The sequence below is a fragment of the Streptomyces sp. BK208 genome (assembly GCF_004364245.1).
Classification (GTDB): Bacteria; Actinomycetota; Actinomycetes; order Streptomycetales; family Streptomycetaceae; genus Streptomyces.
The window spans coordinates 1-25,863 of the sequence record NZ_SOAV01000001.1; the positions used below are offsets into that span (position 1 = coordinate 1).

The 25,863-nt window shown below is 70.2% G+C and carries 22 protein-coding genes and 5 pseudogenes; 17 read left to right on the forward strand and 10 right to left on the reverse strand.

The window, feature by feature from the left end:
- Positions 1 to 144: 144 nt before the first annotated feature.
- Positions 145 to 324 (reverse strand): annotated as a pseudogene (locus tag EV562_RS35380) (lamin tail domain-containing protein); the annotation flags it as partial.
- 320 nt (positions 325 to 644) lie between these two features.
- Between EV562_RS35380 and EV562_RS00010 the strand changes: the two are divergent.
- Positions 645 to 960: pseudogene (locus EV562_RS00010) on the forward strand (IS3 family transposase); the annotation flags it as partial.
- Positions 961 to 1,099: 139 nt separating this feature from the next.
- Positions 1,100 to 1,945 carry an NAD(P)H-binding protein gene (locus EV562_RS00015; protein ID WP_208298258.1) on the forward strand — a complete coding sequence of 282 codons (846 nt, stop codon included), beginning with the start codon at positions 1,100 to 1,102 and terminating at the stop codon, positions 1,943 to 1,945.
- Between the two features lie 595 nt (positions 1,946 to 2,540).
- On the opposite strand, the gene EV562_RS00020 is transcribed toward EV562_RS00015, so the two are convergent.
- Positions 2,541 to 3,503: an AraC family transcriptional regulator gene (locus EV562_RS00020; protein WP_133884535.1), complete on the reverse strand. Its 963-nt coding sequence runs from the start codon at positions 3,501 to 3,503 to the stop codon at positions 2,541 to 2,543.
- A 258-nt stretch (positions 3,504 to 3,761) separates the two neighbouring features.
- Between EV562_RS00020 and EV562_RS35295 the strand changes: the two genes are divergently transcribed.
- Both EV562_RS35295 and EV562_RS00030 read left to right on the forward strand, forming a co-directional pair.
- Complete coding sequence (locus tag EV562_RS35295) at positions 3,762 to 3,944, forward strand: hypothetical protein (RefSeq protein WP_208298259.1); 183 nt, start codon at positions 3,762 to 3,764, stop codon at positions 3,942 to 3,944.
- 164 nt (positions 3,945 to 4,108) lie between these two features.
- Positions 4,109 to 4,774: an NAD(P)H-dependent oxidoreductase gene (locus EV562_RS00030; protein WP_133884536.1), complete on the forward strand. Its 666-nt coding sequence runs from the start codon at positions 4,109 to 4,111 to the stop codon at positions 4,772 to 4,774.
- A 210-nt stretch (positions 4,775 to 4,984) separates the two neighbouring features.
- Here the strand turns inward: EV562_RS00030 and EV562_RS35955 are convergent, their stop codons facing one another.
- Positions 4,985 to 5,254, reverse strand: coding sequence for a DUF6192 family protein (locus tag EV562_RS35955; protein ID WP_347877059.1), 270 nt, complete (start codon positions 5,252 to 5,254; stop codon positions 4,985 to 4,987).
- Positions 5,255 to 5,503: 249 nt separating this feature from the next.
- On the opposite strand from EV562_RS35955, the gene EV562_RS00045 reads away from it, so the two are divergent.
- The 3 genes and pseudogenes from EV562_RS00045 (at position 5,504) to EV562_RS00060 (ending at position 8,410) form a co-directional block, all read left to right on the forward strand.
- The gene (locus EV562_RS00045; protein WP_133884537.1) at positions 5,504 to 6,253 is read left to right on the forward strand and encodes a glycosyltransferase; all 750 of its coding nucleotides are present in this window, start codon (positions 5,504 to 5,506) and stop codon (positions 6,251 to 6,253) included.
- A 289-nt stretch (positions 6,254 to 6,542) separates the two neighbouring features.
- Positions 6,543 to 6,764, forward strand: a pseudogene (locus EV562_RS00055) (IS5/IS1182 family transposase); the annotation flags it as partial.
- Positions 6,765 to 6,991: 227 nt separating this feature from the next.
- Entirely contained in the window at positions 6,992 to 8,410 is a 1,419-nt protein-coding gene (locus EV562_RS00060; RefSeq protein ID WP_133884538.1) for a beta-propeller fold lactonase family protein, read from the forward strand.
- 81 nt (positions 8,411 to 8,491) lie between these two features.
- Here EV562_RS00060 and EV562_RS35385 read toward each other — a convergent pair.
- Positions 8,492 to 8,630: pseudogene (locus EV562_RS35385) on the reverse strand (restriction endonuclease); the annotation flags it as partial.
- A gap of 472 nt (positions 8,631 to 9,102) precedes the next feature.
- Between EV562_RS35385 and EV562_RS00070 the strand changes: the two are divergent.
- The 7 genes from EV562_RS00070 to EV562_RS00105 all read left to right on the forward strand — a co-directional run bounded on the left by EV562_RS00070 (position 9,103) and on the right by EV562_RS00105 (position 15,299).
- On the forward strand, positions 9,103 to 9,852 hold the full coding sequence (locus EV562_RS00070) for an SDR family oxidoreductase (protein ID WP_133884539.1): 750 nt from the start codon (positions 9,103 to 9,105) through the stop codon (positions 9,850 to 9,852).
- A gap of 83 nt (positions 9,853 to 9,935) precedes the next feature.
- Positions 9,936 to 10,250, forward strand: coding sequence for a nuclear transport factor 2 family protein (locus EV562_RS00075; protein WP_133884540.1), 315 nt, complete (start codon positions 9,936 to 9,938; stop codon positions 10,248 to 10,250).
- Positions 10,251 to 10,519: 269 nt separating this feature from the next.
- Complete coding sequence (locus tag EV562_RS00080; RefSeq protein ID WP_166661501.1) at positions 10,520 to 11,719, forward strand: low temperature requirement protein A; 1,200 nt, start codon at positions 10,520 to 10,522, stop codon at positions 11,717 to 11,719.
- 1 nt (position 11,720) lies between these two features.
- Positions 11,721 to 12,596 (forward strand): LysR substrate-binding domain-containing protein, encoded by an 876-nt coding sequence (locus EV562_RS00085; RefSeq protein ID WP_133884542.1) that lies wholly within the window; start codon positions 11,721 to 11,723, stop codon positions 12,594 to 12,596.
- Positions 12,597 to 13,008: 412 nt separating this feature from the next.
- Positions 13,009 to 13,515 carry a GNAT family N-acetyltransferase gene (locus EV562_RS00090; protein ID WP_133884543.1) on the forward strand — a complete coding sequence of 169 codons (507 nt, stop codon included), beginning with the start codon at positions 13,009 to 13,011 and terminating at the stop codon, positions 13,513 to 13,515.
- Positions 13,516 to 13,839: 324 nt separating this feature from the next.
- The gene (locus EV562_RS00100; protein WP_133884544.1) at positions 13,840 to 14,337 is read left to right on the forward strand and encodes a polyketide cyclase; all 498 of its coding nucleotides are present in this window, start codon (positions 13,840 to 13,842) and stop codon (positions 14,335 to 14,337) included.
- A 167-nt stretch (positions 14,338 to 14,504) separates the two neighbouring features.
- Positions 14,505 to 15,299: a DUF4097 family beta strand repeat-containing protein gene (locus EV562_RS00105; RefSeq protein ID WP_133884545.1), complete on the forward strand. Its 795-nt coding sequence runs from the start codon at positions 14,505 to 14,507 to the stop codon at positions 15,297 to 15,299.
- Positions 15,300 to 15,401: 102 nt separating this feature from the next.
- Here the strand turns inward: EV562_RS00105 and EV562_RS00110 are convergent, their stop codons facing one another.
- A complete protein-coding gene (locus tag EV562_RS00110; protein ID WP_243859931.1) occupies positions 15,402 to 18,839 on the reverse strand; it encodes an RHS repeat-associated core domain-containing protein in 3,438 nt (1,145 codons plus the stop codon).
- 365 nt (positions 18,840 to 19,204) lie between these two features.
- Between EV562_RS00110 and EV562_RS00115 the strand changes: the two genes are divergently transcribed.
- From EV562_RS00115 to EV562_RS00120, 3 genes and pseudogenes are all read left to right on the forward strand, one after another.
- On the forward strand, positions 19,205 to 19,579 hold the full coding sequence (locus EV562_RS00115) for a hypothetical protein (RefSeq protein ID WP_133884546.1): 375 nt from the start codon (positions 19,205 to 19,207) through the stop codon (positions 19,577 to 19,579).
- Positions 19,580 to 19,669: 90 nt separating this feature from the next.
- Positions 19,670 to 19,843: a hypothetical protein gene (locus EV562_RS34955; protein WP_166661502.1), complete on the forward strand. Its 174-nt coding sequence runs from the start codon at positions 19,670 to 19,672 to the stop codon at positions 19,841 to 19,843.
- A 170-nt stretch (positions 19,844 to 20,013) separates the two neighbouring features.
- Positions 20,014 to 20,361, forward strand: a pseudogene (locus tag EV562_RS00120) (HEAT repeat domain-containing protein); the annotation flags it as partial.
- A gap of 59 nt (positions 20,362 to 20,420) precedes the next feature.
- On the opposite strand, the gene EV562_RS00125 reads toward EV562_RS00120, so the two are convergent.
- Genes EV562_RS00125 through sfnG form a run of 5 tightly spaced genes read right to left on the reverse strand, consistent with a single transcriptional unit; the run spans position 20,421 to position 25,762 of the window.
- Positions 20,421 to 21,593 carry an LLM class flavin-dependent oxidoreductase gene (locus tag EV562_RS00125; RefSeq protein WP_133884548.1) on the reverse strand — a complete coding sequence of 391 codons (1,173 nt, stop codon included), beginning with the start codon at positions 21,591 to 21,593 and terminating at the stop codon, positions 20,421 to 20,423.
- A 29-nt stretch (positions 21,594 to 21,622) separates the two neighbouring features.
- Positions 21,623 to 22,810, reverse strand: coding sequence for an SfnB family sulfur acquisition oxidoreductase (locus EV562_RS00130; protein ID WP_133884549.1), 1,188 nt, complete (start codon positions 22,808 to 22,810; stop codon positions 21,623 to 21,625).
- The gene (gene ssuE, locus EV562_RS00135) at positions 22,807 to 23,364 is read right to left on the reverse strand and encodes an NADPH-dependent FMN reductase (RefSeq protein ID WP_133884550.1); all 558 of its coding nucleotides are present in this window, start codon (positions 23,362 to 23,364) and stop codon (positions 22,807 to 22,809) included. The genes EV562_RS00130 and ssuE overlap by 4 nt, the downstream gene beginning before the upstream one ends.
- A 13-nt stretch (positions 23,365 to 23,377) precedes the next feature.
- Entirely contained in the window at positions 23,378 to 24,595 is a 1,218-nt protein-coding gene (locus EV562_RS00140; RefSeq protein ID WP_133884551.1) for an acyl-CoA dehydrogenase family protein, read from the reverse strand.
- Positions 24,596 to 24,634: 39 nt separating this feature from the next.
- Positions 24,635 to 25,762 carry a dimethylsulfone monooxygenase SfnG gene (gene sfnG, locus EV562_RS00145; RefSeq protein ID WP_133884552.1) on the reverse strand — a complete coding sequence of 376 codons (1,128 nt, stop codon included), beginning with the start codon at positions 25,760 to 25,762 and terminating at the stop codon, positions 24,635 to 24,637.
- Between the last annotated feature and the right edge of the window lie 101 nt (positions 25,763 to 25,863).

Here is a 25,863-nt window from a genome sequence, read left to right on the forward strand (position 1 = left end):
GGGGGGGCCCCGCGTTCCCCCGGTTGTCCCATCTGCCCTCCTTCTTAACCCCCCCCCCCCGGGGGGGGGGGGGGCGGGGGCCCCGGGCCCCCCCCCCCCCCCCCCCCCCGCCCCCCGGCCCCGTCCCGCGGGTGGGTGGGTCAGCCCGTGGTAGGTGATGTAGCCGTTGTCGTCGCGGTCGTTGGCCTTCTTGGTGTAGGCGTGGACGTCGGCGCGGGAGCCGGACGGCTTGTAGAAGACGGTGTCCTTGTCGTTGTTCCAGATGAAGTCGCAGTTCTGGCGGTAGACGACGTTCTTGGCGTCCGATTCAGTGCCGCGGCCGCCATCGCGGCTCCCAACACTGTCGGTCGCAGGTGGGTCGTTGAGCGGACGATGTCCTGGCTGCCCGGCTATCGTCACCTGCTTTGGTAAGCAAGCCACACAAGATCAGCGATCCACGCGCGGCGAGTAGGAGACTTTCCCCAGTGCGTTGGTTGAGCGTAATGACAGCACAGGTCAGTACGCCAATCGAAACAGAGAGGCAAACCATCCAATCATGATCCTGTGAATACGCCAGATTTGCGGTCGCTACTGTGGAGAGCGCAAGGATCAGGGCGCTGACGATACGTGTTCGGGCCGAGCGGGCTCTCAATGTGCTCTGGTGCATTCCGCACAGCGATCGCGGATCGCAGTTCCGCTCCCGGAAGTTCGTACGGCGCTCGACCACCAGCGGATGGCCGGATCGACAGGGAGGGTCGGGGCTGCGGGCGGCGACAACGCGGCCATGGAGCCCTTCCTCAGCCTGCTGCAGAAGAACGGGCTTGACCGCCGTGCTGGGCCACCCGCGAAGAACTCCGGATCGCGATCGTGACCAGGATCGAGCGGACCTACCACCGACGCCACATACAAGCCTCACTCTGCCGGCTGACCCCCGTCGAATTCGAGACCGTCATGACCAGGCTGACCCTCCAGGCCGCGTGACCGAACCTGTCACCCGTACCTGCATCAGACCCAAAAGCCTTTGACGGATTGGCGGTTGTCGGCCGATGGTGTGCAGGTTGCTTCGGTCACGAGCCAGTCCTGCGGTGCCATCGGCTCTCGCACGGCGAGGGAGTTCCGCATGCTTGCTGTGTCTGCCGCTTCAGGGATCTTTGGCAGACTCGTCGTGGATCATCTGCTGGCCCGGTGCCCTGCCCAAGACGTGGTGGTTGCGGTGCGTGCTCCCGAGCGTGTCGCGGATCTCGCCGCCCGAGGAGTCCAGGTGCGCCGTGGCGACTACGACGCCCCGGACACATTGCGCACGGCGTTCAGGGACGCGGACCGGCTCCTACTGATCTCGTCCCCGGAATTGGATCCCGTTCGCCGTATCCGTCAGCACCGTAGCGCCATCGAGGCGGCCCGCGACGCCGGTGTCGGCGCCGTCGTCTACACGAGCTTTCTGGATGCCGATGTCCAGGCCGAGGGCGTCACCGAGGCACACCACGCCACCGAGCGCGCGCTGCGGGCCAGCGGCCTGCCCCATACGCTGGTGCGTCACCCCTTCTACAGTGAAGCCTTCCTCAACCCCGGTCTGCACGCCGCCATCCTTTCGGGCGTCCTGGACGACGCGACCGGCGGCCGCGGAATCAACACCGCTTTCCGATCCGACCTCGCCGAAGCCGCCGCACGTGTCCTGACCGAGGCCGACCACCTGGGCCGCGCCTACGACTTCACCGGCACCTTGTGGAGCTATCCCCAGCTCGCCCAGGTCCTCACCCGCATGTGCGGTACGACCGTCGTCCACCGCGCGCGGGACGGTGCCAGTCCCGGTGCCCAGGGCTGGCTAGAGGAGCAAGTCCGAGGAGGGGCCCTGGAGCGGCAGACCGACGACCTGCCTCGCGTCCTCGGGCGTCTGCCCACGACACTGGACGAGGCTGTCACCAAGATCCTCGCCCGTCCCGCGCCTGGGAGCGACGTTGCCAAGTAGTCTCAACACATCAGCACCAGGATCAGGACCCGTGCCGGCTCTGATGTGACGGAGGCAAAGCTGCGGCGCAGATCCTGGGTGGCCGAGCGTACGCCAAACCTGCCGACAGGGCGGCAGAGACGGCAGAGCCGGATGAACTTGTGCCTGTTGGCCTGTGGGTTCATGTGGCGCCGCTGTTCCCGCCTCGCTCGCCGTGGCATCGACGGTGTCCAGGCCGCCTGCCGCCGAATGATCGCTCGGCGGCCTGCGACTGCCTCTCTCCGCGCCGTGCGCGGACCGGGTCACCGTCGCCCGGAGGGACAGGTCCAGGCGGCTGTTCCCGCCGGGCTCGAACCGGCCGTACGGGTTCACTTGGGTCCGGAACAGGCGGGAGACAGAGCAACCCGGACCGCTTCGGGGGGCCGCTTCTCCCGGGGGGATGCCAGCGCGCCGCGGAGCAGGTCCAAGGTGACGACCCCGCACGCCTCCTGGGGCCCCTTGGGGGGAGCCGGTCAGGCCGTGTCCTTTCCGGTCGCCGCTTTCCCTGTCCTACCGGCCAGCAGAGTCCAGCTGGCCAGGGGGAGGTTTTGAAGGCGAGGGAGGAGCCTGGGGGCTTTCACGGGGCCGTGCAGGCCGACTGCGGAAGCGTGGTCGTGGCGGTGCGCCGATACGTGCTGGGGCTGATGCCGCGGGTTCGTTTGAACGCCGCGCTGAACGCGAACGGGTCGGAGTAGCCCACTGTGCGGGCGATCTCCGCGACAGTCATTGTCTCGCGCTCGGTCAGCAGGTCCGCCGCGAGCGTCATGCGCCAGTGGGTGAGGTAGGTCAGCGGCGGTTCGCCGACCAGTTCGGTGAACCGCTTCGCCAGCGTGGCCCGCGATACCCCGGTCCGGCCGGCCAGCGAGGCAACCGTCCACGGCGCTGCCGGTTCCCCGTGCAGCAGGCGTAGCGCGTCGCCCACCACCGGGTCGCGCCCGGCGGAGTACCAGCCCGGCGCAGTACCGTCGGGCCGGTCGAAGTACTCGCGCAGCGCACACACCAGCATCCAGTCCAGCAGCCGGTCGAGGACGACCTGCTGGCCCGGCGTGTCGGCGGCGACCTCGGCGGCGAGGTGGTCCCAGACGGGGTCGGGCCCGCCGCCGGAGCCCACCCGCAGGACGACGGGCAGCGCGTCCAGCAGCCTGCGACTGATCTCGCCGCGTACCGGATAGGCGCCGACGACCAGGGTCGTCGTGTCCTCCGCGCCGGTAGCGGCGTCGTGCCAGCCGAGCCGGTGCCGGGTCCCGCCCTGCTCGGGCGTCGAGCAGAACGCGCCACACGCGACGGGTTCGGCCCGGGTGCCCACCTCGTCGACGAAGAGGAACGGTGCGGGGCCCCGCACGATCACCGTCTCACCGACGTCCAGACGCTCGGGAAGGCGGTGCTCCGGCACGATCCAGCCGCCTCCGCGGAGAACAGTGCACAAGGTCAGCGGCGCGCCGTCCACGAAGTGCAGCGACCAAGGCGGGGTCAGGGTCGAACTGCCGAACAACGAGCCCTGGGCCCGCACCCCGCGCAGTAGGTCACCGAAAGCATCCACCCGCAAAGACTAAACGATCCAGACGATCACACAGGCGATCTGGCTTGTCACCCATGGAATCGTCCGAGCGCATGCCGTTGACTCACTGCATGAGCGACGACACCACTCTTGTCCTTGGCGCGACGGGCAACACCGGCCGACGGGTGGCCGCCCGGTTGCGGCTGCGCCACGCGCCCGTACGCACCGCCTCCCGTTCCAGCCCGACCCCGTTCGGCTGGTTCCGCCCGCCGACTGGGACCAAGTCCCGAATACACCGCGATGCTGGTCCAGGACGGCTGGAGCGAGGAAGAGGCCCAGCACCTTACCGAGATGTTCGTGCTGCTTGCACGCGGAACCGCCGCCCGGACGACGGATGACGTCGCCACCGTGCTGGGGCGCGCGCCGCGGACCTTCGAGGACTTCGTCCTGCGGGCCACGGCAGCGAAAGCCCGGCAGCGCTGAGTCCCGTCGGCCCTGCCTGGCGTACTGCCCCCGGCCTCGGGGCCCCGCGTCGCGTACTGGGCCGCGGCCTGGTGTTCGGGGCTCCCGCAGGCGGAGCACCGCACGCCCTCCCGCGCATCCGTACCACTCGTTGCCGTCTGTTCTTCACATGACTGGAGCCATCGATGCATACCCTGCTCGTCGCTGCCAACCCCGACCCCCGGTCCCTGACGCACTACGTGCTGGGAAGACTTGAGGCAGCGCTTCAACCCGGTCCGGTCGAGGTCGCCGACCTGGCCGCGGAGGGATTCGACCCCCGGTTCACTCCGGCCGATCGTCGGGCGTACCACGGCGGCGACTACCCGGCTGACGTCGTGGCCGAGCACCGTCGTCTTGAGCGCGCCACCGATCTCGTGCTGGTCTTCCCCGTGTACTGGTGGTCGATGCCCGCCCTGCTGAAGGGGTGGATCGACCGTGTCTTCGTCAACGGCTGGGCCTTCGAACACTCCCCCGCTTCGGGTCTGCAACCAAAACTGCAGGCCCTCACCACCCATCTTCTCTTCCTCGCCGGCGCCGACTGCGGTGCGTACGAACGCCACGGATACGAAAGGGCACTGCGCACGCAGATCGAGCACGGCATCGTCGACTACTGCGGCAGCCGACGCGGCTCCACGGCGTTCCTCTACGACTCCGAACAGCTCACCCCGGAGGCCACGGTGCGAGACGTTGACCGTGCAGTGCGGACCATCACCGAAGCCATCCGTGCCCGCGGGGCAGCAGGAACTGCCGGCCCTGCTCCGGACGGCGTCCCGCCAGCGGGAAGCCGAACAGGACGACTCGCGGACCGGTGACCCCATCTCCGCGCCCTGCGCGCGGCGGGAGCCGAGTGGCAGCACAGACCACTGCCATGCCCCGCGGCGAGGTGACCGCAGGTCCAGGCGTGCGGCCGTGGGCAGCGGTCACCCCTTCTGGGACTTCGTCACCGGTTCCGCAGCTTCTTCACCACGGCCTTCCCGACCGCTTCGGCGCTGCGCGGGTTCTGTCCGGTGATCAGTCGGCCGTCATCGACGACGTACGAGTCGAAGGGCTTGTCGGCGGTGTCGTAGGACGCTCCGAGCTTCTTCAGCTCGTCCTGAAGGCTGTAGGGGACGGCGTCCGCGCGCTGGGCCAGCTCCTCCTCGGGCCAGGAGAAGCCGCTCGAGCAGCTGGACCAGCTGCTCGTCCAGGGGAAAACTCGCCGTCGTCGAGGCCTCTTCGAGCGAGTCCGCTGCCGCGCGGACCCGACCGATCTGCCGACGGACGGTCTCGCCCTCGTCTGAGCCTGCGATCACAGGGTGAGAGAGTGCAGCTATGGCGAAGGCATCATCGAAGTACCTGGAGCTGGCCGAGAGGCTGGCCGAGACGCGATCAAGGAGGAGTACGACCCTGGTGACCGCCTACGGCGTGGCGCCCAACACCGTCAGCAGGGCAGTTCAGGTGCTGAAGGAACGCGGTCTGCTGTCGGGCAAGCCCGGTGGTACTACCCGGGTGCCTGCCGACCGCGTAGAGCTGCGGTACACAACCCCCATGAGGCCCTGGTCATGACACGAACGATTAGCGTCGTCACCCCCGTATACGACGGCGGGGACGCATACTTGCACGAGGCCTACGAGTCGCTGCGCGATGAGCGGCCCCGCCTTCCTGAAGGCTGGGATCTTCAGTGGCTGGTTCAGGAGGACGGCACGACCGGCAAGCCCGCTCAGAGGCTGCCGGATGAGCCCTGGATCTCAACTGGCATGGCGGGCAAGGGAGGCGCCGGCGTCGCACGCACCATGGCCCTTCCGCGCGCGACGGGCGAACTGGTGCGTGCGCTCGACGCGGACGACGCTATCGTGCCCGGCGGCCTGGCCCGTGACATCAGCACGATGGAAGAGCACCCCGAGATCGGATGGTGTATCTCAGCCGGGTTGGACCTGCTCCCTGACGGCTCGACAGCGACGGGTCCCTATGACCCGCCCGAAGGCCCGCTGCAGTACGAAGACCTGCTCGGGGGCTACGACAACGACCTTTTCCCGGTGCTCGGAACTCACCTGACGGTGAGAAGACCCCTCCTCTTCGCGGTAGGCGCCTGGCCGGCCGTCCCGGCGTGGGAGGCCATTGCGCTCGTGCTGTGCTGCGCCGCTGTCTCAGACGGGTGGATGATCAGGAAGCCAGGTGGTTACTACCGGAAGCATCCCGGCCAGACCACCGCTCAAGCCGCGTACACCGACGTCGCTGACGAGAACGAACTGCGCGTCGTCGTGAGGGCGCAGGCCGAAGCCCTGCGCGACATCGGTTGGCGATGGCCCTAGACCGGTCGGACTGAAGACGAACCGTCGACTTCACACCGATTCGCAAGATGTCTTTGCAGTTCAGTTCAACGCAGAGCAAGAAGACGAGATCGATACCCGAACTGGTAAGCGAGCGGTGAAGGCTGCGGCGCGGGGGTGGTGGGCGCGGCGGCAGAGAACCGGACTGCCAGTGCGGCTCGCTCCGGTAGCCGCTCCAGGCACGCCAGATCGGGCCGTCGGCACCGGCGATGGCGTACCGGTGGCTCACGCCGCTGAGGCCGTCCGGTGGAAGGAAAAGGCACACGATCCCCCCGAGCCGAAGGAGCAGCGGGCCAACCGCCGGCACAGAGGCAGCGCGGGCGGGAGAGCTGCCGGCTTCGACCGCGAGCGCCACCGGCGGCGCAACGAGGTCGAGCGGGCCGTCAACCGACTTGAGAACTCCCGCGTGGCCGCTACCCGTTGCGACGAGCGGGCCTACGTCTTCCACAGCACCGTCGCTGCAACGGCAGTCCGCCCATGGCTCCGCCCATGATCCGCCGAACAGCCTGACCGACTCCGAGTGTCCTGAGTCTCCAGCGTGCCCGCCTGCGGGGTCATCAGGGAGACCCCCAACAGTTACCCATCCCCTCAGGGCCCACTGTCGGCGAAGGACAGCAGGTGGTCAGGTGGCCGGTGGTGGTGGGACCGTGTGACGGTGCCGCCGCCGGTTCCTGGGGCCCTCCGGTTCCCGCGGTCGTGGTGCGGGACACAGGGGAAGGGATGTTGTCGATGTTCCTCACGTTACGGAACCGTTCGCTACGAAGAGCCGGAGCCGGTCGCCGTTTCGGCTTGCTGGCGAGCCTGGTGCTGGCGACCACCGCCGTGTCCGCTCTGCCCGCCACCGATGCCGCGGCCGCTGTTCCCGGTGGGCCCGCACTCTACGTCGTCAACAGCGGTGACGGCAGCGTCTCGTCGGTCGACAGCAGCAGCAACACCACTACGTCCAGCATCGAGGTGGGCTCCGTCCCCTACGGTGTGGCCGTCAACGCGTCCGGCAGCCTCGCGTACGTCACGAACACGGACAACGGCACGGTCTCCGTGATCGACACGGCCACCTCGGAAGTGACCGCCACCATCCAGGTCGGGCAGACGCCCTACGCGGTGGCCGTCGCTCCGGACGACGCCCGGATCTACGTGACGCACCCCGGCGACGGGACCGTCTCCGTGATCAGCACCGCCACCCGCACCGTCACGGACACCATCACCGTCGGCGGGCGGCCCGTCGCCCTGGCGGTGAACCCGTCGGGTTCGCAGGTCTACGTCACCGACGACAGCGACGGCAACGCCGTCCGCGTGATCAGTACCGCGACCGGCACCGTCACCTCCGTACCGCTGCCCGCCCACTCCTACGGTGTGACCTTCAACGCCTCCGGCACCCTCGCCTACGTCGCACTCGTCAACGGCGGCTCCCTCGCGGTGATCAACACCGCGACGGGCACGATGACGTCGACCATCCCTGTCGGAATCGCCCCGCACGCGGTGACCTCCTCCCCGGACGGGAGACTCATCTACGTCACCAACAACGGCAGCAACACCGTCTCGGTGATCAACGCCGCGACCGGCACCGTCACCGCCACCGTCCCGGCCGGCGGCGGACCGGAGGCCGTGGCCTTCGATCCGGCCGGGAGTCGCGCCTACGTCGCCAACGCAACCGGTAACACGGTCACAGTGATCGACACTGCCACCAGCACTGCCACCGCCACGTTCGCCGTCGGCAGCCGGCCGACCGGGATCGCCTTCGTCCCCGCTCCCACGGCAGACCTGAGCGTGACCTTGGCGGCCAAGGGGACCCCCGGCCTGCTCAACGGACACATCGACTACACCGTCACGCTCACCAACCAAGGTCCCTCAGAACTGAGTTCCGCCACCGTCACCGCGGCCCTCCCCGCGCCGATGACCGCTACCAGCAACTCCTGCACCCCCACGAGCGGCCGCGTCGTCTGCACCGTAGGGCCTCTCGCGTCCGGTGCTGTCACGACCCGAACATTCCGGGTTCCCGTCGGCACACTCACCCTAGGGCTGCCCTACACCGTCAAAGTGACACGCACCGCCGGCAACCCGGTCGACCCGCAGCCCGGGAACGACACGGCCACCCGCACCTGCACCGTGGTGACCTCGCTGATCATCACCTGCGGTTGACGACACCGAAGCGTGAGCCCCATCGTTACCGTCACGACCGTGGGGGCCGTCGCGGCTTCCCGACGAGCGGTGCTTGGTGGACCGCCTCCATTGCACGGCGGTTCTCCTGCCGTCGGGCAGGTGGCCCATCACGTTCGGCGCCGAGGTCGCCCGAGCCGCCTACGCGCTCCACCTTGGTGCAGCCGTCGCGGCGGCACAGCTACACGACGTACTCCTCGAAGGCTCAGGCGTCCATCGTCCACACCGCTGCCAAACTCGGGCATCCCGTCCGACACCCATGTTGAGATTGAGTGCGCGGTGATCCGGCAGTGCCCCGCCGCCGGATCACCGCATGGCTTGCGGTGCCGGGGGCCACTCTCCTCCGCAACGGCGAACACGCTCACGCAGGCATCGCTGCCCAGGCCGTGCCGTTGGTCGACACGCGGTGAGCGTGGGTCGAGCCGCTACTCCCGGACCAGGCGCCTGGGCGACTACAACCGGCTGGAGATGTGGGGCCGTCGTCGGTACGGCGACGCCGTGGAGGAAGGAGGAGTCAGCCGCTCCCAGCGCACGAGTCCGCTGACTGGGGGTACCGATGATGTTTGTGGAGCGACCCGAAACTTCTGTTACCTGCTGCCCGGAATGTCCGCCTAGGCTCGTCTGTGGAACGTGATCAAGAGGATCGCCGGCAAGGACGTGAGGGAGTGCGGAGCATGACTGAGAACACGCTGCGGGACAAGGTCGCCGTCGTCGGCGGTGGTGAGAAGAACCTGGGCGGGCTGGTCAGCAGGACGTTCGCGGCGGCCGGGGCGAAGGTGGTCGTGCACTACCACAGCTCCGAGAGCGACGCGGAGCAGACGGTCAAGGCCATTCAGGAGGCCGGAGGGCAGGCCGTCTCCGTCCAGGGGGACCTGACGAGGGTCGCCGACGTGCGTCGGCTCTTCGACACGGCCGTGGACACCTACGGCGGCGCCGACATCGCGGTCAACACCACCGGGATGGTACTGCGCAAGCCGATCCTGGAGACCACCGAGGAAGAGTACGACCGCATGTTCGGCATCAACGCCAAGGCAGCGTACTTCTTCATCCAGGAGGCCGGACGCCGGCTGAACGACCACGGCAAGATCATCAGTGTGGGCACGTCTCTGCTCGCCGCCTTCACCGACGGCTACTCCACCTACGCCGGTGGCAAGGCGCCGCTGGAGCACTTCACGCGGGCGGCGGCCAAGGAGTTCGCGGACCGCGGGATCTCAGTGAACACGGTGGCCCCGGGGCCGATGGACACGCCGTTCTTCTACGGCCAGGAGACCCCCGAGCGGGTGGAGTTTCACAAGTCGCAGGCGATGGGCAACCAGCTCACGCAGATCGAGGACATCGTCCCGATCATCAGGTTCCTGGCCACCGAAGGCTGGTGGTTCACCGGCCAGACGATGTTCCCCAACGGCGGCTACACCACCCGTTGACCCGGTGCCCTCCTCTCGGGGCGTCCCGGCCGGCCTCGGCACCGCTGGCTTCGGCGCCCCGCACGCAACACCAGGAGGTCGTGATGACCACACACCCCAGTGACCCTGCGGTGGCAGCCTTCGTTGCCGCCGTCAACACCGGCGACGAGGAGGCCTTCTTTGCCGCGCTGTCGGATGACGCCACCATGTCCGAGGACGGCACTGACCGTGACCTTGCCGCGTGGGCGGAGCGTGAGATCTTCTCCTCGAACGGCCGCATGGCCATCGAGGACGTCTCCGCCGACGGCCGGACCTTGACGGCCACGTACACCAACGCCACCTGGGGCAGTATGCGCACGCGGTGGGCCTTCACCATCGCCGACGGGCGCATCAGCCGCTTCGAAACCGGCCAAGCCTGAAACGGTCTTCCTGCCCGCCGTCCGGGGTGCGCATGGGAACACCGCGATGGCGGCATGGCTCCCTCAGGCCCAGGTCGTGGCCGGCGGGCGGGCCGTGCCCGCGGTGGCGAGGGATGCGGTACGGCACCAGACCGTTGCCGTCCAGGCCGTCGAGCGCGAGCAGGGCGGACCGGCCCGCTCGGCGCCCGTGCCCTGTGGCGTCCCGGCTGGGCAGAAAGGGGCCTGGGGCGCCGGTCCGTGAGGGCATGCGAACGCGGAAGGAAGATGTGATGAGCGGCCAGACTGATGCCGCCCCGACCGGCCCGTTGCGGCGAGTGATGCGCGGGCGGGATCCGAGAGAGGGACACCGGGCGTCGACGCCGCTGGAGCTGTTGTTCGACCTGACCTTCGTGGTCGCCGTCTCCCAGGCCGCGGCCCAGCTTCATCACGCCCTCGCCGAAGATCATGTCGGCTCCGGGCTGGCCGCCTATGCGGCAGTGTTCTTCGCGATCTGGTGGGCGTGGATGAACTTTTCCTGGTTCGCCTCCGCCTACGACACCGACGATGTGCCCTACCGGCTGCTGACCCTGCTGCAGATGGCCGGCGTACTCCTACTGGCATCCGGTGTGCCCGCAGTGTTCGAGGACGGTGACTTCACACTCGTCGTGGCCGGCTACGTGGTGATGCGGGCCGCGATGGTCGCTCAGTGGCTGCGCGCCGCCGTCGAACATCCCGAGGGGCGCAGCGGCGCACTGCGCTACGCCGCCGGTGTCACCGAGGTGCAGATGTGCTGGGTCGCCCGCCTGTGGGCACCTGGTGCCTGGTCCTGGACCACCTTCCTGGTCCTGGTCGCAGCCGAGCTGGCCGTACCGGCCTGGGCCGAATACCGGGGCCACCCCACCAGCTGGCACCCCGGGCACATCGCCGAGCGCTACAGCCTCTTCACCATCATCGTCCTCGGCGAGGTGATTCTCGGCTCCCTCGCCGCCGTCCGCTCCGCCGTGGCCGACCACGGCGTCTCCGCCCCGGTTCTCCTGATCGCGATCGGCGGCCTGCTGCTCGTCTTCGCCCTGTGGTGGATCTACTTCACCGGGAACGACGCCGGACTGACCACGCTGCGCACCGCCTTGATCTGGGGGTACGGCCACTACGTCGTCTTCGCCGCGCTGGCAGCGATCGGTGCCGGCCTGGAGACGGCTCTGGACGCCGCCGAACACCACGGACACCTCTCCGCCCGGGGTGCCGGACTGGCAGTCGCCGTCCCGGTGGCGATCACGCTCCTGACGCTGGCGGCCCTGCACCGGGCTACCCGTACCGGAGCGCTGGGACACGTCCTGCTGGTGGTCGCCGGTGCACTCGTGGTGCTGGCGCTGGGCTTCAGCGCCCCCGCCGTGGGAATCGGCGGCGCCGTCCTGGGCATGGGCCTTGCGGTGGCCGCCACGCTGGCAGCCAACCTCTACACCGTCCACCATCGTGCCGGGAGGCGTTGAGGTGCGTCTGGACCTGAACAAGCTCGACCACCTGATCGCCGTCGCCGAGGAAGGCAGCCTCACCCGCGCCGCCGCCCGCCTGCACCTGTCCCAGCAGGCCCTGTCCACCTCCATCCGGGTCCTCGAACGCGAGGTCGGGGTTCCGCTGTTGGAGCGCGGCAGCGCGGGCGTCACCGTACTGCCCGCCGGAGCGGCCCTGATCGACGATGCCCGCGTCCTCAACGGCGTGGCCCGCGCCGCCCTGCACCGCGCCCGGCAGATCGGGCGCGGCGAGACCCAGGCACTCCGCATCGGCTACACACCTGCCGTCACCGGCGACGAACTCGTCACCCTGCTCGCACCAGTGACCGAAGCACACCCCGACATCACCCCCGACATCCACCAGCGCTACCCCTCCGAGCTGACCGCCGCCCTCCTCGCCGGCGACCTCGACATCGGCCTGTGCCGCGCAATGACACCCGCTCACGGTCTGACCCGCACCATCCTCGGCCACCAGCGCCTGCACATCGCCGTCTCCTGCGACCACCCCCTGGCCGCCCGCACATCCGTGGCACTGCCCGAACTCGCCCACGAAACCTTCCTCGTCTGGGGCGCGCCCGGCCGCTCCGGCTACACCGACCTCCTCATCGACCACTGCCGCAACGCCGGTTTCGAACCGAACACCGAACGCACCTCCCGGCAAGGCACACCCCCCGTCACAGCCGTCATCGGCACCCGCCACCTCGCCTTCGTCACCACACCACCAGGCCCCGCCGCAGGCGACAAAGCGCACATCCTCACCCTCGAACCCCCCATCCACGCACCACTCCACGCGCTCTACCTCCCCCACACCACCTGCCCCAGCCGCACCACCTTCCTCACCCACGTGAAACTCTGAGTGGGACCTTCCGGCGCATGGCAACTGCTGCTCAACTCCTGGCCTGCTCCTCGCCGTAGGCACGCCGGACAGTGGCGCTACCCAGCAAGCTGTCGGGGAGCGTGCCGAGTCGAGGGCGGCGACGGTGCCGGCCTGGAAGGACACCCGGTGCGGCGGGCAGCCTCCGTCGCGTTGCCCCCGAGCAGTGCGCCGGGAAGCAGGCGGCGTTGCGTCGTCTCGGTATTCTCGAAGGCGCGACGCGAAGGGCCGGTGGGCCGGATGCCGCCGTTGAGGCCATGGATCTCGTCTCGTCGGTTGCGCATAGGTGAGCGGCAGGGCCCCGGCCCCGTTGAGCAGGCCAACGAAGAAACGCTCGGACGCCACCCGCGACAGAAGCCACCCTTCCGAATGAAATGACCTCAGGAGTGTGACCATGCGAAGTGATGTCAAGCTGTATCGTCTCAACGAGCACCTTCTCGCAGAACTGCTGCACGCAGCCGTCACGGACGCCGATCCGTTAGAGGTAATGCCACCCGTGGAGGGGCCGAGCGGCTGGACGCCAAAGCGCCGGGCAGCATTCGTGCAGTTCCATGAGACGCGTTCGCTCTCGGCGGACCCCCTGGAGACCACCTTCGCCATCGCCGTCGCAGAGCAGGTCGTTGGGGCTGCACGCCTGTGCCCCTTGGACGGGCAGACCGGCACTGCGGAAGCCGGCGTGTGGATCGGCCGGACCCACCGAGGCGCAGGCGTCGGAACAGCGGTACTCGAACTCCTCCTGAACAGAGCCAGTGCGCAGGGTTTCACCACCGTATATTTAAGCACTACACCGGAAAACACGGCAGTGAGGTCTCTCTTGTCGGCAAGGGGCGTCGTTCTCGTGCCTGACGGAGATGCGTTGACGGCGCACATAAAACTCATGACCGGTCCACCGGATGCATAGTGTGCACTTTCGGTCTTTACTGGACCAGCCCGTTCCAGGCGACCCGACATCATCCAGCCCATGCGCTGGGATGTTCCCGAACCGAAGGGGACTCTGCACGGACGCTGCGAAGCCTTCTCGCAGTACCCTGTTGCAGTCCGAGGGGTTCAGCAGGTCCAACAGGTCTGTGCGCGTCAGAATCCGGGTCATGTGCCCCAGAGTTTCACCGGTTCTCCTGCGACCATTCCACGGGCGGTACGACGCCTGGTCACAGGCGTGTGATGAGCCCGCCCTCGGGCAGCGTGCGCGGCCGGGTTCTCCTGGAGGTGTCGGTGGAGGATGGGCATGATCGGTGACCGTTGGGGTGTCAGCGACAGCGAGATGCTGCTGTCCTACCCGTGCGACGGTTTCGTCGTCTCACCCGGGCTGCAGGCGTGGCGGGGCGTGAGTGTCGAGGCGCCTGCCGAAGCAGTGTGGCCATGGATCACACAACTGAGGCTTGCGCCCTACTCGTACGACTGGATCGACAACCTCGGCCGCCGCTCGCCTCGCGAACTGGTAGCCCAGCCCGAGCCTCGGGCAGGGGAAAAGTTCACCGCCTCTGGTGGGCGCAAACTCGGCCGGATCGTCTCGGTCGAGCCGGGGAAGCAGCTGACGGGCACCATCATGGGCGCCTTCATGTCCTACGTCCTTGTGCCCCAGAGCCACGACACGACGCGCCTGCTGCTCAAGGTCGTCATGCAAACCAACCGCTGGGCGGCCATCGGCCTGTCGGTCGGTGATCTGATCATGGCTCGTCGGCAGTTGCTGAACTTGAAGCAGCTTGCCGAGCGGCACTCATAGTGTCGAGTCGACGGCGGAAAGGCGCACTGCCCCGTAGGGCGCCCGGAAACTCTCCGCGAAGGCCACTGCGAGCAAAGGGCCACGTGCGCACCCGCGTCGTCCCGCGCCGCGGCCCGTACGCCCACCGGCGGGTCGGTGAAGTCCTCGGCCGGGGGCATACGCAGGCCATGACCTCCTCATGGATCAGGCCCGGTCGCGCGGTCCGGGCCGGGTGCGCGCTGATCCCGCTGCTCGCGCTGACCGCGTGCGACCACCACGACGGCGACCGGTCGCTGCCCGGGACCCGGACCGGTGACATCGGTGCGGGGCTGCGGGAGGCGGAGATCGCGGACGGCGACCGGCTGGTCATCACCACCCTGGGCGGGGTGCGGGTGGTCGGCACGGACGGCGACAGCGTGACGGTGGACGACGCGACTCTCGCCCGCTGGGACGGTGACGGGTCCTCCCACACCCTGGACCTGCCCTGCGACGAACGTGACGACCATGCGCGGGCGAACTGCGCCGGCATGCCGCTGGTCCGGGTGCCCGCCGGGGTCGTGCTCACCGTGCGGGCCCGCAACGCGGGGATCGACGTGAGCGACGTCCGGGGCGGGTTGAGCCTGAGCACCGTCGACGGCGACGTCACGGTGCAGGAGTCCGGCGCGAAAGGGGCGCTCCAGCGCCTGGTGACGCGCAACGGCTCCGTACGCGCGACCGGCCTGAGCGCCCGCGCCGTGAACGCCGAGACCGTCAACGGCGACGTCGACCTGCGGTGCGCGACCTCGCCCGAGACGCTCGACGGCGTCACCCGCAACGGCTCCGTGCGGGTGACCCTGCCGGCGGACGCCCCGCCGTACGCGACCCGGGCGAGCACGGTCAACGGCCGCTCCAGCGCGGACGTCCCGGCCGCCGGCCCGGCGGAGACCCGGCACCGGCTGACCCTGCGTACGGTCAACGGCGATACCGAGGTCCACCGGGGTTAGGCCGGCCCCCGCCGCTCTTCATGCGCGGGGGGCCCGTCGGGGTCCGCGTCCTCCTCGTTCATTCCGGGCGGCGGCCACCTCAGGGGAGGTGGCCGCCCGGGGTCAGAAGGTGTACGAGGCGCGGACCGAGCACTTGGGGCTGCTCCACTTCGGGCTCACCGAAGCGGACCCCTGCCCGCTCCTCAGGTCGACGGTGCCGCTGACCGGACCCGCCGAGCAGGTGGTCGGCACGCTGAACCCCTTGCTCGCGCTGCCGCTGCCCACCTCGACCCCGCCGCTGACACCCGGCGAGCCGAAGCCGGCGGAGAGGTTGAGGTGGAAGGAGCCGTCGCTGTTGACGGTCCCGCCCACGCCGAGGCAGACGTAGAAGCACGCCTCGCCGTTGGCGGTGCCGGACAGCAGGCCGCCGGGGTCGATGCGGTTGACGGGGTCGCCCTCGGCGTAGAGGTAGGGGTTCTTTTCCTGGCCGGAGGGGTCGGGCTGGGTGAAGCGGGCGAGCTGCGGGTCGTAGTAGCGGTTGCCGAGGTGGTAGAGGCCGGTGGGGTCCTGCTGGCCGCCGGCGAAGCGGTAGGGCTGGGGCACGGTCTCGGTGGTGCCGGCGCGGGGCAGGCCGGTGGGCGTGTAGGCGTAGGTGTTGCTCCGCTTGCCCGACTCGTCGACCAGGCCGATGACCGAGCCGAGGGCGTCGGTCAGGTAGTAGTAGCTCGCGCCGCCGGTGGAGGCTGAGTTGAGGGTACCGCCGGGCTCGCGGACGAACTCGGTGTCCTTGCCCGCGCGGGTCTGGCCGGACAGTCCGAGCGGCCCGTTGTGGAACACGGTGTCGCCCAGCCGGGTGCGCTCGCTGCTGTCGGTGCTGGCGTACTGCGCGGCGTAGGAGGTGCCTCCGGTGGTCAGGGACTTCAGCTGGCCGTAGTCGGTGTACTGCTCGGCGCTGCGGGCGGCCTGCTCGGTGGGGGCGCCGGCGGTCTCGTTGCCCGCCTTGTCGTAGGACCAGCCGGTGGTGACGCCGTTGCGGGCGGTCAGCTGGGAGGCGTCGTTGTAGGTGTAGGCAGTGGGCGCCGGGCAGCCGATCCGGTCCCCCTGCGAGGTGAGGTTGCCCGCCGCGTCGAAGCAGTACTGCCAGGAGGTCTCGCGACCCTGTGGGTCGGTCTCCTTGGCCAGCGAGAGCCGTCCGGCGCCGTCGTAGGAGTAGTCGGTACGGGTCCTGGTCAGGGTGTCGGTGCGGGTGCGGACCTTCGTGCCGTCCTTCGTCTGGCCGCCGGCGGCGTAGACGTAGGTGTAGGCGAGGTGGTCGGAGATGATGCCGGAGGGGGTGATGACACGGATGTCCGTCGGGCGGCCGGAGGCGTCCAGCGTCTGCGTCTGGGCGGTGCCGCCGGGGTAACTGGTCCTGGTACGCCGGTCGTTGTTGTCGTAGGTGTAGGTGGTCTTCTTGCCCTGCGGGCCGGTCAGCTGGGTGAGCCGGTCGGCGGCGTCCCACTGGTAGGTGGTGGTGCCGCCCGGGTCGCGGTAGGTGTCGACGTTGCCGTCGGCGGTGTAGGCGAGGACGGTCTGCGAGCCGTCCTGGAGGGTGCGGATCGTCTCCCGGCTCAGAGCGTCGAACTGGTAGCGCTGGGTGCCGGTGGCGTCGGTGCGGGTGGTGAGGTTCCCGTCGCCGTCGTAGGTGTAGGTGACGTCGGCGGAGCCGGTGGTCGCCACCGTGGTCACGCGGTCGCGCCGGTCGTAGGTGTAGCTCACCTTGACGCCGCGTCCGTCGGTCGCGGTCGCCGTGCGCCCGAGGGCGTCGTAGGTGTAGGTGGTGCGGCCCAGCGGGGCGGGCGGGGTGGCGGTGTCCAGGTTGCCCGCCGCGTCGTAGTGGAACTCCGTCTTCTTGCCGTTGGCGTCGGTGGCCGTGCAGATCTGGCCCTGGAAGCCTCCGCAGTGCGGGGTGGCCTCGTTGTAGGCGAAGGTCCGGGTGCCGCCGCCGGTGCCGGTGGTGGCGACGGAGGCGGTGTTGCCGGCCGCGTCGTAGGTGTAGGAGCTCTTCTCGCCGTCGGCGCCGGTGCTGCTGCTGGGGCGTTCGGCGCCGGCCACCGTCTGCCACTGGCCGGTGCTGGTCGCCCCGGTGGGCAGCTTCGCCGAGGTCGGGTTGTTGCGGGTGTCCCAGCCGTAGGCGGTGACGTTGCCGCCGGAGCCGCCGCTGCCGGTGCCCATGGCGTCGGTGGCGGTCTGGAGCAGGTGGTTCTGGTAGGTCGAGGAGCGGGCGTGCCCGAGAGCGTCGGTGACCTTGACCATCTCGCCGTCGGCGTTGTGCTCGTAGGTCGTCCTGTGGCCGAGCGGGTCGGTGACCGTGGTGGTGCCCTGCTCGGCCGCACCGGCCGCGCTGTACGCATAGGTGTAGGTGGGGCCGCTTCCGCCGTCGCCGTTCTCGGCGTAGCGGCGCATGGAGGTGACGCGGTCGGCGGAGTCGTAGGTGAAGGCAGTCGAGCGTCCCTCGGAGCTGGTCACCTTGGTCACCCGGCCGTCGCCGTCGTAGGCGTAGGCCGTGGTGTGGCCGGTGGTGTCTGTGGTGCGCAGGATGTCGCCGTGGTCGGCGCTCAAGTCGTAGGTGACTGTACGGCCGGTGTTGTCCTTGGCGCTCCAGCGGGTGCTGTTGGCGCGCGTGAGGTCGATCCAGCGCCCCGAGCGTGTCTCGGTGAGCTTGAAGCCGGCCGAGGCGCCCGACTGCGGGTCGAGGTGGGCGGTGACGGTGAGGACGCCGCCGTTGCGGTCGGTGGTCTTCGTCAGGCGCCCGTTGGCGTCGTAGACGGCGGCCGTGCCGGAGCCCCGGTCGGTGAGGGTGTAGGTGCCGTCGGCGTTCTTGCGCAGGTCCTTCGACCAGCCGGTGGGGGTGGTGAAGGTGCCGTCGGCGTTCCGGGTGAACTCCAGGGTCGCGCCGGTGTCGTCGTAGGCGATCACCGAGTTCGCGCCGGACACGTCGAGGTTGCGCTCCCAGTTGAGCCACCACGGCCGGCTGGCCTGGCCCTCGGGTGCGGTGAACGCGTTGAAGGTGCGGTTGAGTTGCAGTTTCTGCCCGACGCCGGCGACGTCGAAGTCGGTGGCGGCGAGCATGAGGTTGCCGGTGGAGTAGTCGATCCGGCCGGTCAGGGCGTCGGTCATCCGGAAGCCGAAGACGCGATGCCAGGGGACCTCGCCCTGGCCGCGCGGGACGAAGCCCGCGGCGGCGGCGAGGGAGGACGGGGCGGCGGAGCGCCGGCCGCCGTGGCGCAGCCGGTCCGACTCCCGCTGCCGCCAGGCCCGTTCGCCGGCCGACGGAGCGGCGGAGGGGGCCGTGCGGGGCGGGCGGGTGGTGCCGGCGCGGACCGGGGGCATCGCGGCGCGGCCGTGGTCGCCCCAGTGGGAGCCGTCGCTCGGGGCGGGTTCCGGGACCGCCGTCGCGGGCGCCGCGGCGGCACCGAGGGCGAGGGCGGCGAGCACGGCGACGAAGGAGCCGGCGGCCCGCGGGCGGCCGGAACGTATACGCGTGCGTCGACGTCTGGTGTCGATGCGCGGCAAGGACATCGTTTCCCCCTGTGGATGTGAAGGCACGGGGGCCACGACAGCCACCCGGCTCCCTCAAAGTGGCACGCGGCCGCCGGGCGGCCGCGGTCCGTTCCCCGAATCGCACGGAGTATGCGGGCCGTTATACGGCCATCGTCGAACAGGCGGATCACGGCGGTGTTCCTCGGGGGACCGCGCGGACGTGCTGCGGCGGCAGACTCGGACGGTGCGCGAACATGGCCGATTCCGGGGCGCGGAAGAGATTCCTCCGAAGAGATCAGCCGGTACAAAAGGTGAGGTGAGCGGGCCGTCGGCTGCCGCACTCGACGGGTGCGTGCACAAGCGCGCCTGTCACTTCTTCGGCCGTGCCCTGATCGGAGTCCATCGTGCGCAAGCGTCTGCTGCTCCCCCTGCTCGCCTCCGCCGCCCTCACGGGCGTCGTCGCCCTGGCGCCCACGGCGTCCGCCGAGGCCGATCCGCCCGGTTGCGGCAAGGAGTTCTTCTGCATCTACGCCGGAGAGGGTCAGACCGGCCAGCTGCTGGTGAAGTCCCAGCACAGCTGGACCGGCAGCGTCAGCGGGCGCTCGGTGTTCAACAACGGCATCCCCTACCCCGACGCCGACCACATCCAGCTGACCTGGACCTACCAGGGCGCGACCTACGGGCAGTGCCTGCACTACAACCCGGGCCCCGGCACCTACAAACTCGACTTCGCGGAGGGGGTCACCTTCACCGGCGCCAAGTGGCGCGGGGAGTGCTGAGCGGGCGGTCGGCCCGGCGCGGGCTGTTTCGGCGGCGCGGGTCGGGGCAAGCGGACGGCACAGTCGAACGCCGCCTACGGGAGGAACCACGTGAGCGCAGGAGAGAAGGCCAAGGCGAAGACCGAGAAGGTCGTCGGCAAGGCGGTCAGGAAGACGGCGCACGCGGTCGGCGACGACACGACCGCGGCCAAGGGTGCGGCGCTCCAGGCGCGGGGCGAGGCCCGGGACGCCAAGGAGAAGTCCAAGGGCAAGCTGAAGCCCTGACGCAGCGCGGAGCCTGACAGTCGGCGGGCCCGCATCCCCGGAACCCCTCGGCGCCCGATCGCGCGAGGAGGGGCTCGGGGGGTGCGGGCCCGTGCCGTCGGGCGGCCCCGGATCGTCCGCCACGCCCACGGCAGACGTCCGTGTCGACCGGCGCCGGGTATGTGTCCCATTCGGCCCTCGCCGGAGTCATCGACGACCCCGACGCCCTGGTGCGTGCAGCCTCCTACGAAGCTCCGGGCACGACCGGCTGCCCGGCTCCCCTGGCCGCCCGCGCGCAGGCAGCCCTGTCCGACCCGGCCTGGCAGCTGCTGGTCGGCGCCGCCAGTGCTCTGTCCTTCGCAAACGCCAACCCCGCGGCCCCCGTCCTCGCCAAAGCTCTCGCCGACCCGAACGCCGACGTCCGCAAGGCCGCCGTGGCGGCACTGACCCGGCACCGGGCCACCGAGGACGCCCGAGCGGCCCTGGCCACGGCGACGACGGACCCGGACGTCAGGGCCTACCGTCCCCGGGCACGGTGACGGCACCGCGGTGCCGGTGACGCCCCGGGGACCGGTCACCGTCTCGGAGCCGTCGGCGATCACGCGGGGTGTCGTGGGTTCCCGGCGCCGACGAAGGGGACCTGGGCGGTGGGCCCCGCGTCCGGCACGGCGCGGAAGGGGTGGGCCCACAGTCCCTGTGCCGTGAGCTTCGGCAGGACGCCCTCCCCGAACCAGTAGGCCTCCTCCAGGTGCGGGTAGCCCGAGAGCACGAACTCCTCGATGCCCAGGGCCGCGTACTCCTTGATCCGGTCGGCGACCTCCTCGTGACTGCCGACCAGCGCGGTACCCGCTCCGCCCCGTACCAGCCCGATGCCGGCCCAGAGGTTCGGGTGGATCTCCAGGGCGTCCCGCCTGCCGCCGTGCAGGGCAAGCATGCGCTGCTGCCCCTCGGACTCGCTGCGGGCCAGGCCCGCCTGGACGGCCTTGACGGCCTCGGGATCGAAGCCGTCCACGAGCCGGTTCGCCTCCGCCCAGGCCTGCTCGGACGTGTCGCGTGTGATGACATGCAGCCGGATGCCGAACCGGACGGTGCGTCCCTGCTCGGCTGCCAGCCTCCGGATCCACGCGATCTTCTCGGCGACTGCGGCCGGCGGCTCGCCCCAGGTGAGGTAGACGTCCGCATGGCGGGCGGCGATCTCGCCGGCGATCGGTGAGGAGCCGCCGAAGTACACCTCCGGGACCGGGTCGGGTACCCGGGCGAGCCGGGCGTCCTCGACCTGGAGGTGCTCGCCGACCAGATCGACGGTCTTGCCCTCCCACAACTCCCGGACGATCCGGAGGAATTCGCCGGTGCGACGGTACCGGTCGTCCTTGTCGAGGAAGTCGCCGTAGGCGCGCTGTTCGTGACTCTCGCCGCCGGTGACGACGTTGAGCAGCAGCCGTCCGCCGGTCTGCCGCTGGAAGGTGGAGGCCATCTGCGCGGCGAGCGTGGGTGAGACGAAGCCGGGCCGGAAGGCGACCAGGAACTTCAGTCGCTCCGTGTTCTGGCTGACCATCGCGGTGGTGAGCCACGCGTCCTCGCACCAGGCACCGGTGGGGGTGAGCGCGCCGACGAAACCGAGGCCCTCGGCGGCGCGGGCGATCTGGCTCAGGTAGGCGACGGACGGCGGCCGGTCGCGGCCGGACTCGCCGGCGGGGGTGCCGTGGCCGCCGCCGACGACATGACGGCTGTCGCCGTTGGTGGGCAGGAACCAGTGGAAGGTGAGGGACACGTGGGGGTCTCCGTTCGGAGGGCGTCGGTCTACAGCAGTCCGTGCCGGGGTGGCCTGGTGCCGTTGAGGAGGTAGCGGCCGATGTGCTGGACCTTCCAGCGGGCCGGATCGTGAAGGGTGTGCGTGCGGGCGTCACGCCAGTGGCGGTGCAGGCCCAGCGAGTCGAGGGCGGCGCGGGTGCCGGCGACCTCGAAGAGGGCGCTGCCGATCTCCACGGCGGCCTCCGCCGCGGTCACCTTGGCCGCGGCGACCGCGATCGACGCCTCGGCGGCGGAGTGGTCCGTCAGGTCGTCCCGGGCGGCGTCGACCGTCCGGGCGGCCTCGCGCAGCAGTGCCTGTGCCGTCCTGACGCGGAGGTCGAGCTCGCCGAACCGCTGGACGAGCAGCGGGTCCTCCGCGGCCGTCTCGAACCCGCTCTCGAACCACGGCCGGCTCTTCGTGCGGACGAAGTCCGCGGCCTCCGCCAGCGCGCCGGAGGCGATGCCGGCGTCGATGGCGGCATGCAGCAACTGGGCCACTGCCCCGTGAAGTTGGGGACCCTGGAAGGTGAGGTGGTGCGGCACGACCCGGTCGGCGGGGACAGGCACCGACTCCAGGCGGACGGTTCCGCTGGCCGTGGTGCGCTGTCCCATGCCGTCCCAGTCGTCCACGACCGTGAGGCCGGGCGCGTCGCGCGGTACGTACGCCACGTGTAGAGAGTCGTCGTCGGCGCGGGCGAGGACGGGAATCCAGTGGGCGAACAGCGCGCCCGTGGAGTAGTGCTTCACGCCGTCGAGGACGTACGACCCGTCCGGGCGTCGCGCGAGCCTGGTACGGATGTCCTGCACGTGCTTGGTGCCCGCCTCGGACTGGGCGTTGCCGAACCGTCTGCCGCGCAGCACCTCACCGAAGAAGAACTTCTGCTGCTCGTGCGTCCCCTGCCGGCGCAGCACGTTGACGTAGACGAAGTGGCTCTGCGGGATCTGCGCGAGGCTGGCGTCGGCGGTGGCCAGCAGTCGGAAGACCTCGGCGAGCGTCTCCGCGCGGACGTCCGCGCCGCCGAACTCGGCCGGGACGTTCACCCCGAGCAGCCCGGAGGCGGAAAGCCGTTCCAGCTCCGCGTGCGGCAGCCGGCGTACGGCGTCCCGCTCGGCGGCGGCCTGGCGGAAGTCCGCGGCCAGATCGGCGGCGACGGCGAGGGCCTCGTCGTCCCCGCCGATCACGGCCGGGGCGCTCATCCGGTGGCCGCCAGCACCGTTGTACGGCCGCCCAGGGCGAGCGAGAACTGGTCCGTGACCTGGGCCAGCGCCTCGGCGGCGCCCGGAGCGACGATCAGCGAGCCGTCGACGCCCACGGTGAGGTCCTTGTCGAGGGTGAACCAGCCCGGGACGATGTGCGTGGCTCCCATGGAACTCAGCACGGGGCGCAGGGCGTAGTCGATGGCCAGGACGTGGGCGGTGGAGCCGCCCGTGGCCAGCGGCAGCACCGTCTTGCCGGCCAGCGCGTACTGGGGCAGCAGATCCAGCAACGACTTCAGCAGCCCGGAGTAGGCGGCCTTGTAGACGGGGGTGCCGACCACGACCCCGTCGGCCCGCTCGACCAGGGCGGCGGCCTGGATGATCTCCGGGTGCCGGAAGTCCGCCCCGAGCAGGGCGTCGGCGGGCAGGGTCCGGACGTCGAGCGGGATCACCTCGTGCCCCTGCGCTGTGAGCCGGTTGTCCAGGTGGCGCAGCAGCCGGGCGGTGCGGGAGGCGGCGGACGGACTGCCGGAGATGGAGAGGATGGTGGCCATGAGGGAGGACCTTTCAGGAGTACCAGGTGGGCTGCGGCAGTTCGCCGGTGAGGACGTGGCGGCCGACTTCGCGGCGCTTGTAGGCGACCGGGTCGTGGAGCGAATGGGTGCGGACGTTGCGCCAGAAGCGGTCGAGGCCCTCCGCGGAGGCGGTGGCACGCGCGCCAGTCACCTCGAAGATGCGTTGGGTGATGTCCAGGGCCACGTCGGTGGCGCGGGCCTTCACCGCGGCGACCCGGACCTCGAACTCGCCCCGGTCCTGCTCGGTGACCGCGTCCGGGTCGTCGTGCAGCCTCTGGCCCTCGGTGGCCACGGCGTCGGCCAGGGCCTCGACGGCCCACAGCTTGGCGGTGAGGTCGCCGTAGATGTCGATGACGTACGGCTCGTCGACGGCGTGCTTGTGGCCGCCGTGCAGCCAGGGCCGTGACTTGGTCCGGGTGTAGGTGGCGGCGGTCTCCAGTGCGCCGGCGGCGATGCCGAGGTAGAAGTTGACGAAGACGAGCTGGATGGTGGGCACGTTGAGGGTGTTGTAGACGCGCGGCCGGAACCGCTTGTCGACGTAGCCCGCCGCGGCCGACCAGGGGACCCGTACGGCGTCGAGGGTGACGCCGCCGCTCTCGGTGAGGCGCTGGCCGATGTTGTCCCAGTCCTCGTGGAAGGTCAGGCCCTGGCTGTCGGACGGAACGATGGCGAAGACGTGGTCGTCGGTGCCGGCCAGGACGCCTTCCAGCACCGTGACGTCGGAGACCTTGCTGCCGGTGGAGAAGGACTTGCGGCCGGTGAAGGTGAGCGTGTCGCCCTCGTCCCTCACCACCACGTCCTCGTCGCGCGGGTTGACCGCGCCGCCGAAGAACCACTGGTTGCGGGCGGCCTCGGCCTCCACGTGCTCCCACTGCTCGCGGGTGCCGACCAGTCGGGCGGCCCAGTTCCACAGGTAGTGGTAGCCGAGCAGCTGGCCGATGGAACCGTCCGCCTTGGCGACCTCGCGGACGACACGGTAGGCGGTGGGCCAGTCCTGGCCCCCGCCGCCGTGCTCGACGGGGCCGAGCAGGGTTACCAGGCCGGACTCCTTCAACAGTCGGACCTCGGCGTACGGGGTGGCGGCGGTCTTGTCCCGGGCGGCCGCGTCGGAGGCGAGGACGGCGGCGACGTCGGCGGCGCGGGCGATCCAGCCGGCGGCGTCGGTCGGGGCGGGGGCGGTCTTCCAGTCGGCCGGTGCGACGGTGCTCATGGGGGTACCTCTCTTACTCTCGGTGCCGTTCACGGGTGGTCAGGCGCGGACGGTGACGGGATCGGACTCGTGCTGCCGGGCCTCCAGTTCGCGTACGAGGGGCAGCACCCGCTTGCCGAAGTACTCGACCTCCTCCAGGTAGTGCAGGAAGCCGAGGAGGAAGAGGTCGACGCCGAGGCGCTTGTAGGCGACGATCCGCTCGGCGATCTGTTCCGGGGTGCCGATCAGACCCGTACGGAAGCCGTCGTTGTACTGGACGAGGTCCTCGAAGTCCGAGTCCTGCCACATGCCCTTGCCGTCGGCGGTGGACTGCCCGGCCTGCTGGACGGCGTCCCGGAAGCCGTGCACGGCCGGGGCGTCGGCCTTGGCGACGATCTCGCGCAGCGTGTCGCGGGCCTCGGCCTCGGTGTCGCGGGCGATGAGGAAGCCGTTGAGTCCGAACTTCGGTGGCGTACGGCCCGCTCGGGCGGCGGAGTCGCGGACGTCGGCGAGCTGCTCGGTGACGCCGTCGAAGTCCTTGCCGTTGCTGAAGTACCAGTCGGAGACGCGGCCCGCCATGGCGCGGGCGGCGGTGGAGTTGCCGCCCTGGAAGATCTCCGGGTGCGGACGCTCGGGCGTGTTCAGCGGCTTGGGCTTGAGGGAGAAGTCGCGCACCCGGTAGAAGTCACCGGCGAGTTCGGCGTGGTCCTCGGTCCAGATCGTCCGCAGGGCGGTGATGAACTCCTCGGCGCGCCGGTAGCGTTCGTCGTGCTCCAGCCAGGGCTCGCCGAGGGCGGTGAACTCGCCCTTGAACCAGCCGCTGACGACGTTGACAGCGAAGCGGCCGCCCGACAGGTGGTCGGCGGTGGAGCCGAGCTTGGCGAGGACGCCCGGGTGCCAAAGGCCGGGGTGGACCGCGGCGATGACTTTCAGCCGCTCGGTGGCAAGGAGCAGGGCGAGGCTGAAGCTGGTCGACTCGTGTTGGTACTCGGCGCCGTAACTGGCCATGTAGCGGACCTGGCTGAGGGCGTAGTCGAAGCCGTTGTTCTCGGCGAGGACCGCCAGTTCGCGGTTGTAGTCGTAGCCCCAGTCGGTGCGCTGCTCGATGGTGCTGGTGACCAGGCCGCCGCTGACGTTCGGCACCCAGTAGGCGAAGCGGGCGGGGTCGGAGCCGGGGGTTGCGGGCATGGGGGAACTCCTGGCATGAGTACGCACGCGAAAGGGGCGCATGCGTGACAGGGAAACGTGTTCGGTGACCGGGAGCCGGAGGTGCGGCGACGACGTTCCCG

Coding starts and splice junctions, on each gene's coding strand:
- EV562_RS00090 (WP_133884543.1), top strand. CDS start 13,009: ATGCGAAGTGATGTCAAGCTGTATCGTCTCAACGAGCACCTTCTCGCA.
- ssuE (WP_133884550.1), bottom strand. CDS start 23,364: ATGGCCACCATCCTCTCCATCTCCGGCAGTCCGTCCGCCGCCTCCCGC.
- EV562_RS00030 (WP_133884536.1), top strand. CDS start 4,109: ATGCATACCCTGCTCGTCGCTGCCAACCCCGACCCCCGGTCCCTGACG.
- EV562_RS00070 (WP_133884539.1), top strand. CDS start 9,103: ATGACTGAGAACACGCTGCGGGACAAGGTCGCCGTCGTCGGCGGTGGT.
- EV562_RS00045 (WP_133884537.1), top strand. CDS start 5,504: ATGACACGAACGATTAGCGTCGTCACCCCCGTATACGACGGCGGGGAC.
- EV562_RS00140 (WP_133884551.1), bottom strand. CDS start 24,595: ATGAGCACCGTCGCACCGGCCGACTGGAAGACCGCCCCCGCCCCGACC.
- EV562_RS00105 (WP_133884545.1), top strand. CDS start 14,505: ATGACCTCCTCATGGATCAGGCCCGGTCGCGCGGTCCGGGCCGGGTGC.
- EV562_RS00110 (WP_243859931.1), bottom strand. CDS start 18,839: ATGTCCTTGCCGCGCATCGACACCAGACGTCGACGCACGCGTATACGT.
- EV562_RS00080 (WP_166661501.1), top strand. CDS start 10,520: ATGAGCGGCCAGACTGATGCCGCCCCGACCGGCCCGTTGCGGCGAGTG.
- EV562_RS35295 (WP_208298259.1), top strand. CDS start 3,762: ATGCTGGTCCAGGACGGCTGGAGCGAGGAAGAGGCCCAGCACCTTACC.
- EV562_RS00060 (WP_133884538.1), top strand. CDS start 6,992: ATGTTGTCGATGTTCCTCACGTTACGGAACCGTTCGCTACGAAGAGCC.
- EV562_RS00015 (WP_208298258.1), top strand. CDS start 1,100: ATGCTTGCTGTGTCTGCCGCTTCAGGGATCTTTGGCAGACTCGTCGTG.
- EV562_RS00075 (WP_133884540.1), top strand. CDS start 9,936: ATGACCACACACCCCAGTGACCCTGCGGTGGCAGCCTTCGTTGCCGCC.
- EV562_RS00100 (WP_133884544.1), top strand. CDS start 13,840: ATGATCGGTGACCGTTGGGGTGTCAGCGACAGCGAGATGCTGCTGTCC.
- sfnG (WP_133884552.1), bottom strand. CDS start 25,762: ATGCCCGCAACCCCCGGCTCCGACCCCGCCCGCTTCGCCTACTGGGTG.
- EV562_RS00130 (WP_133884549.1), bottom strand. CDS start 22,810: ATGAGCGCCCCGGCCGTGATCGGCGGGGACGACGAGGCCCTCGCCGTC.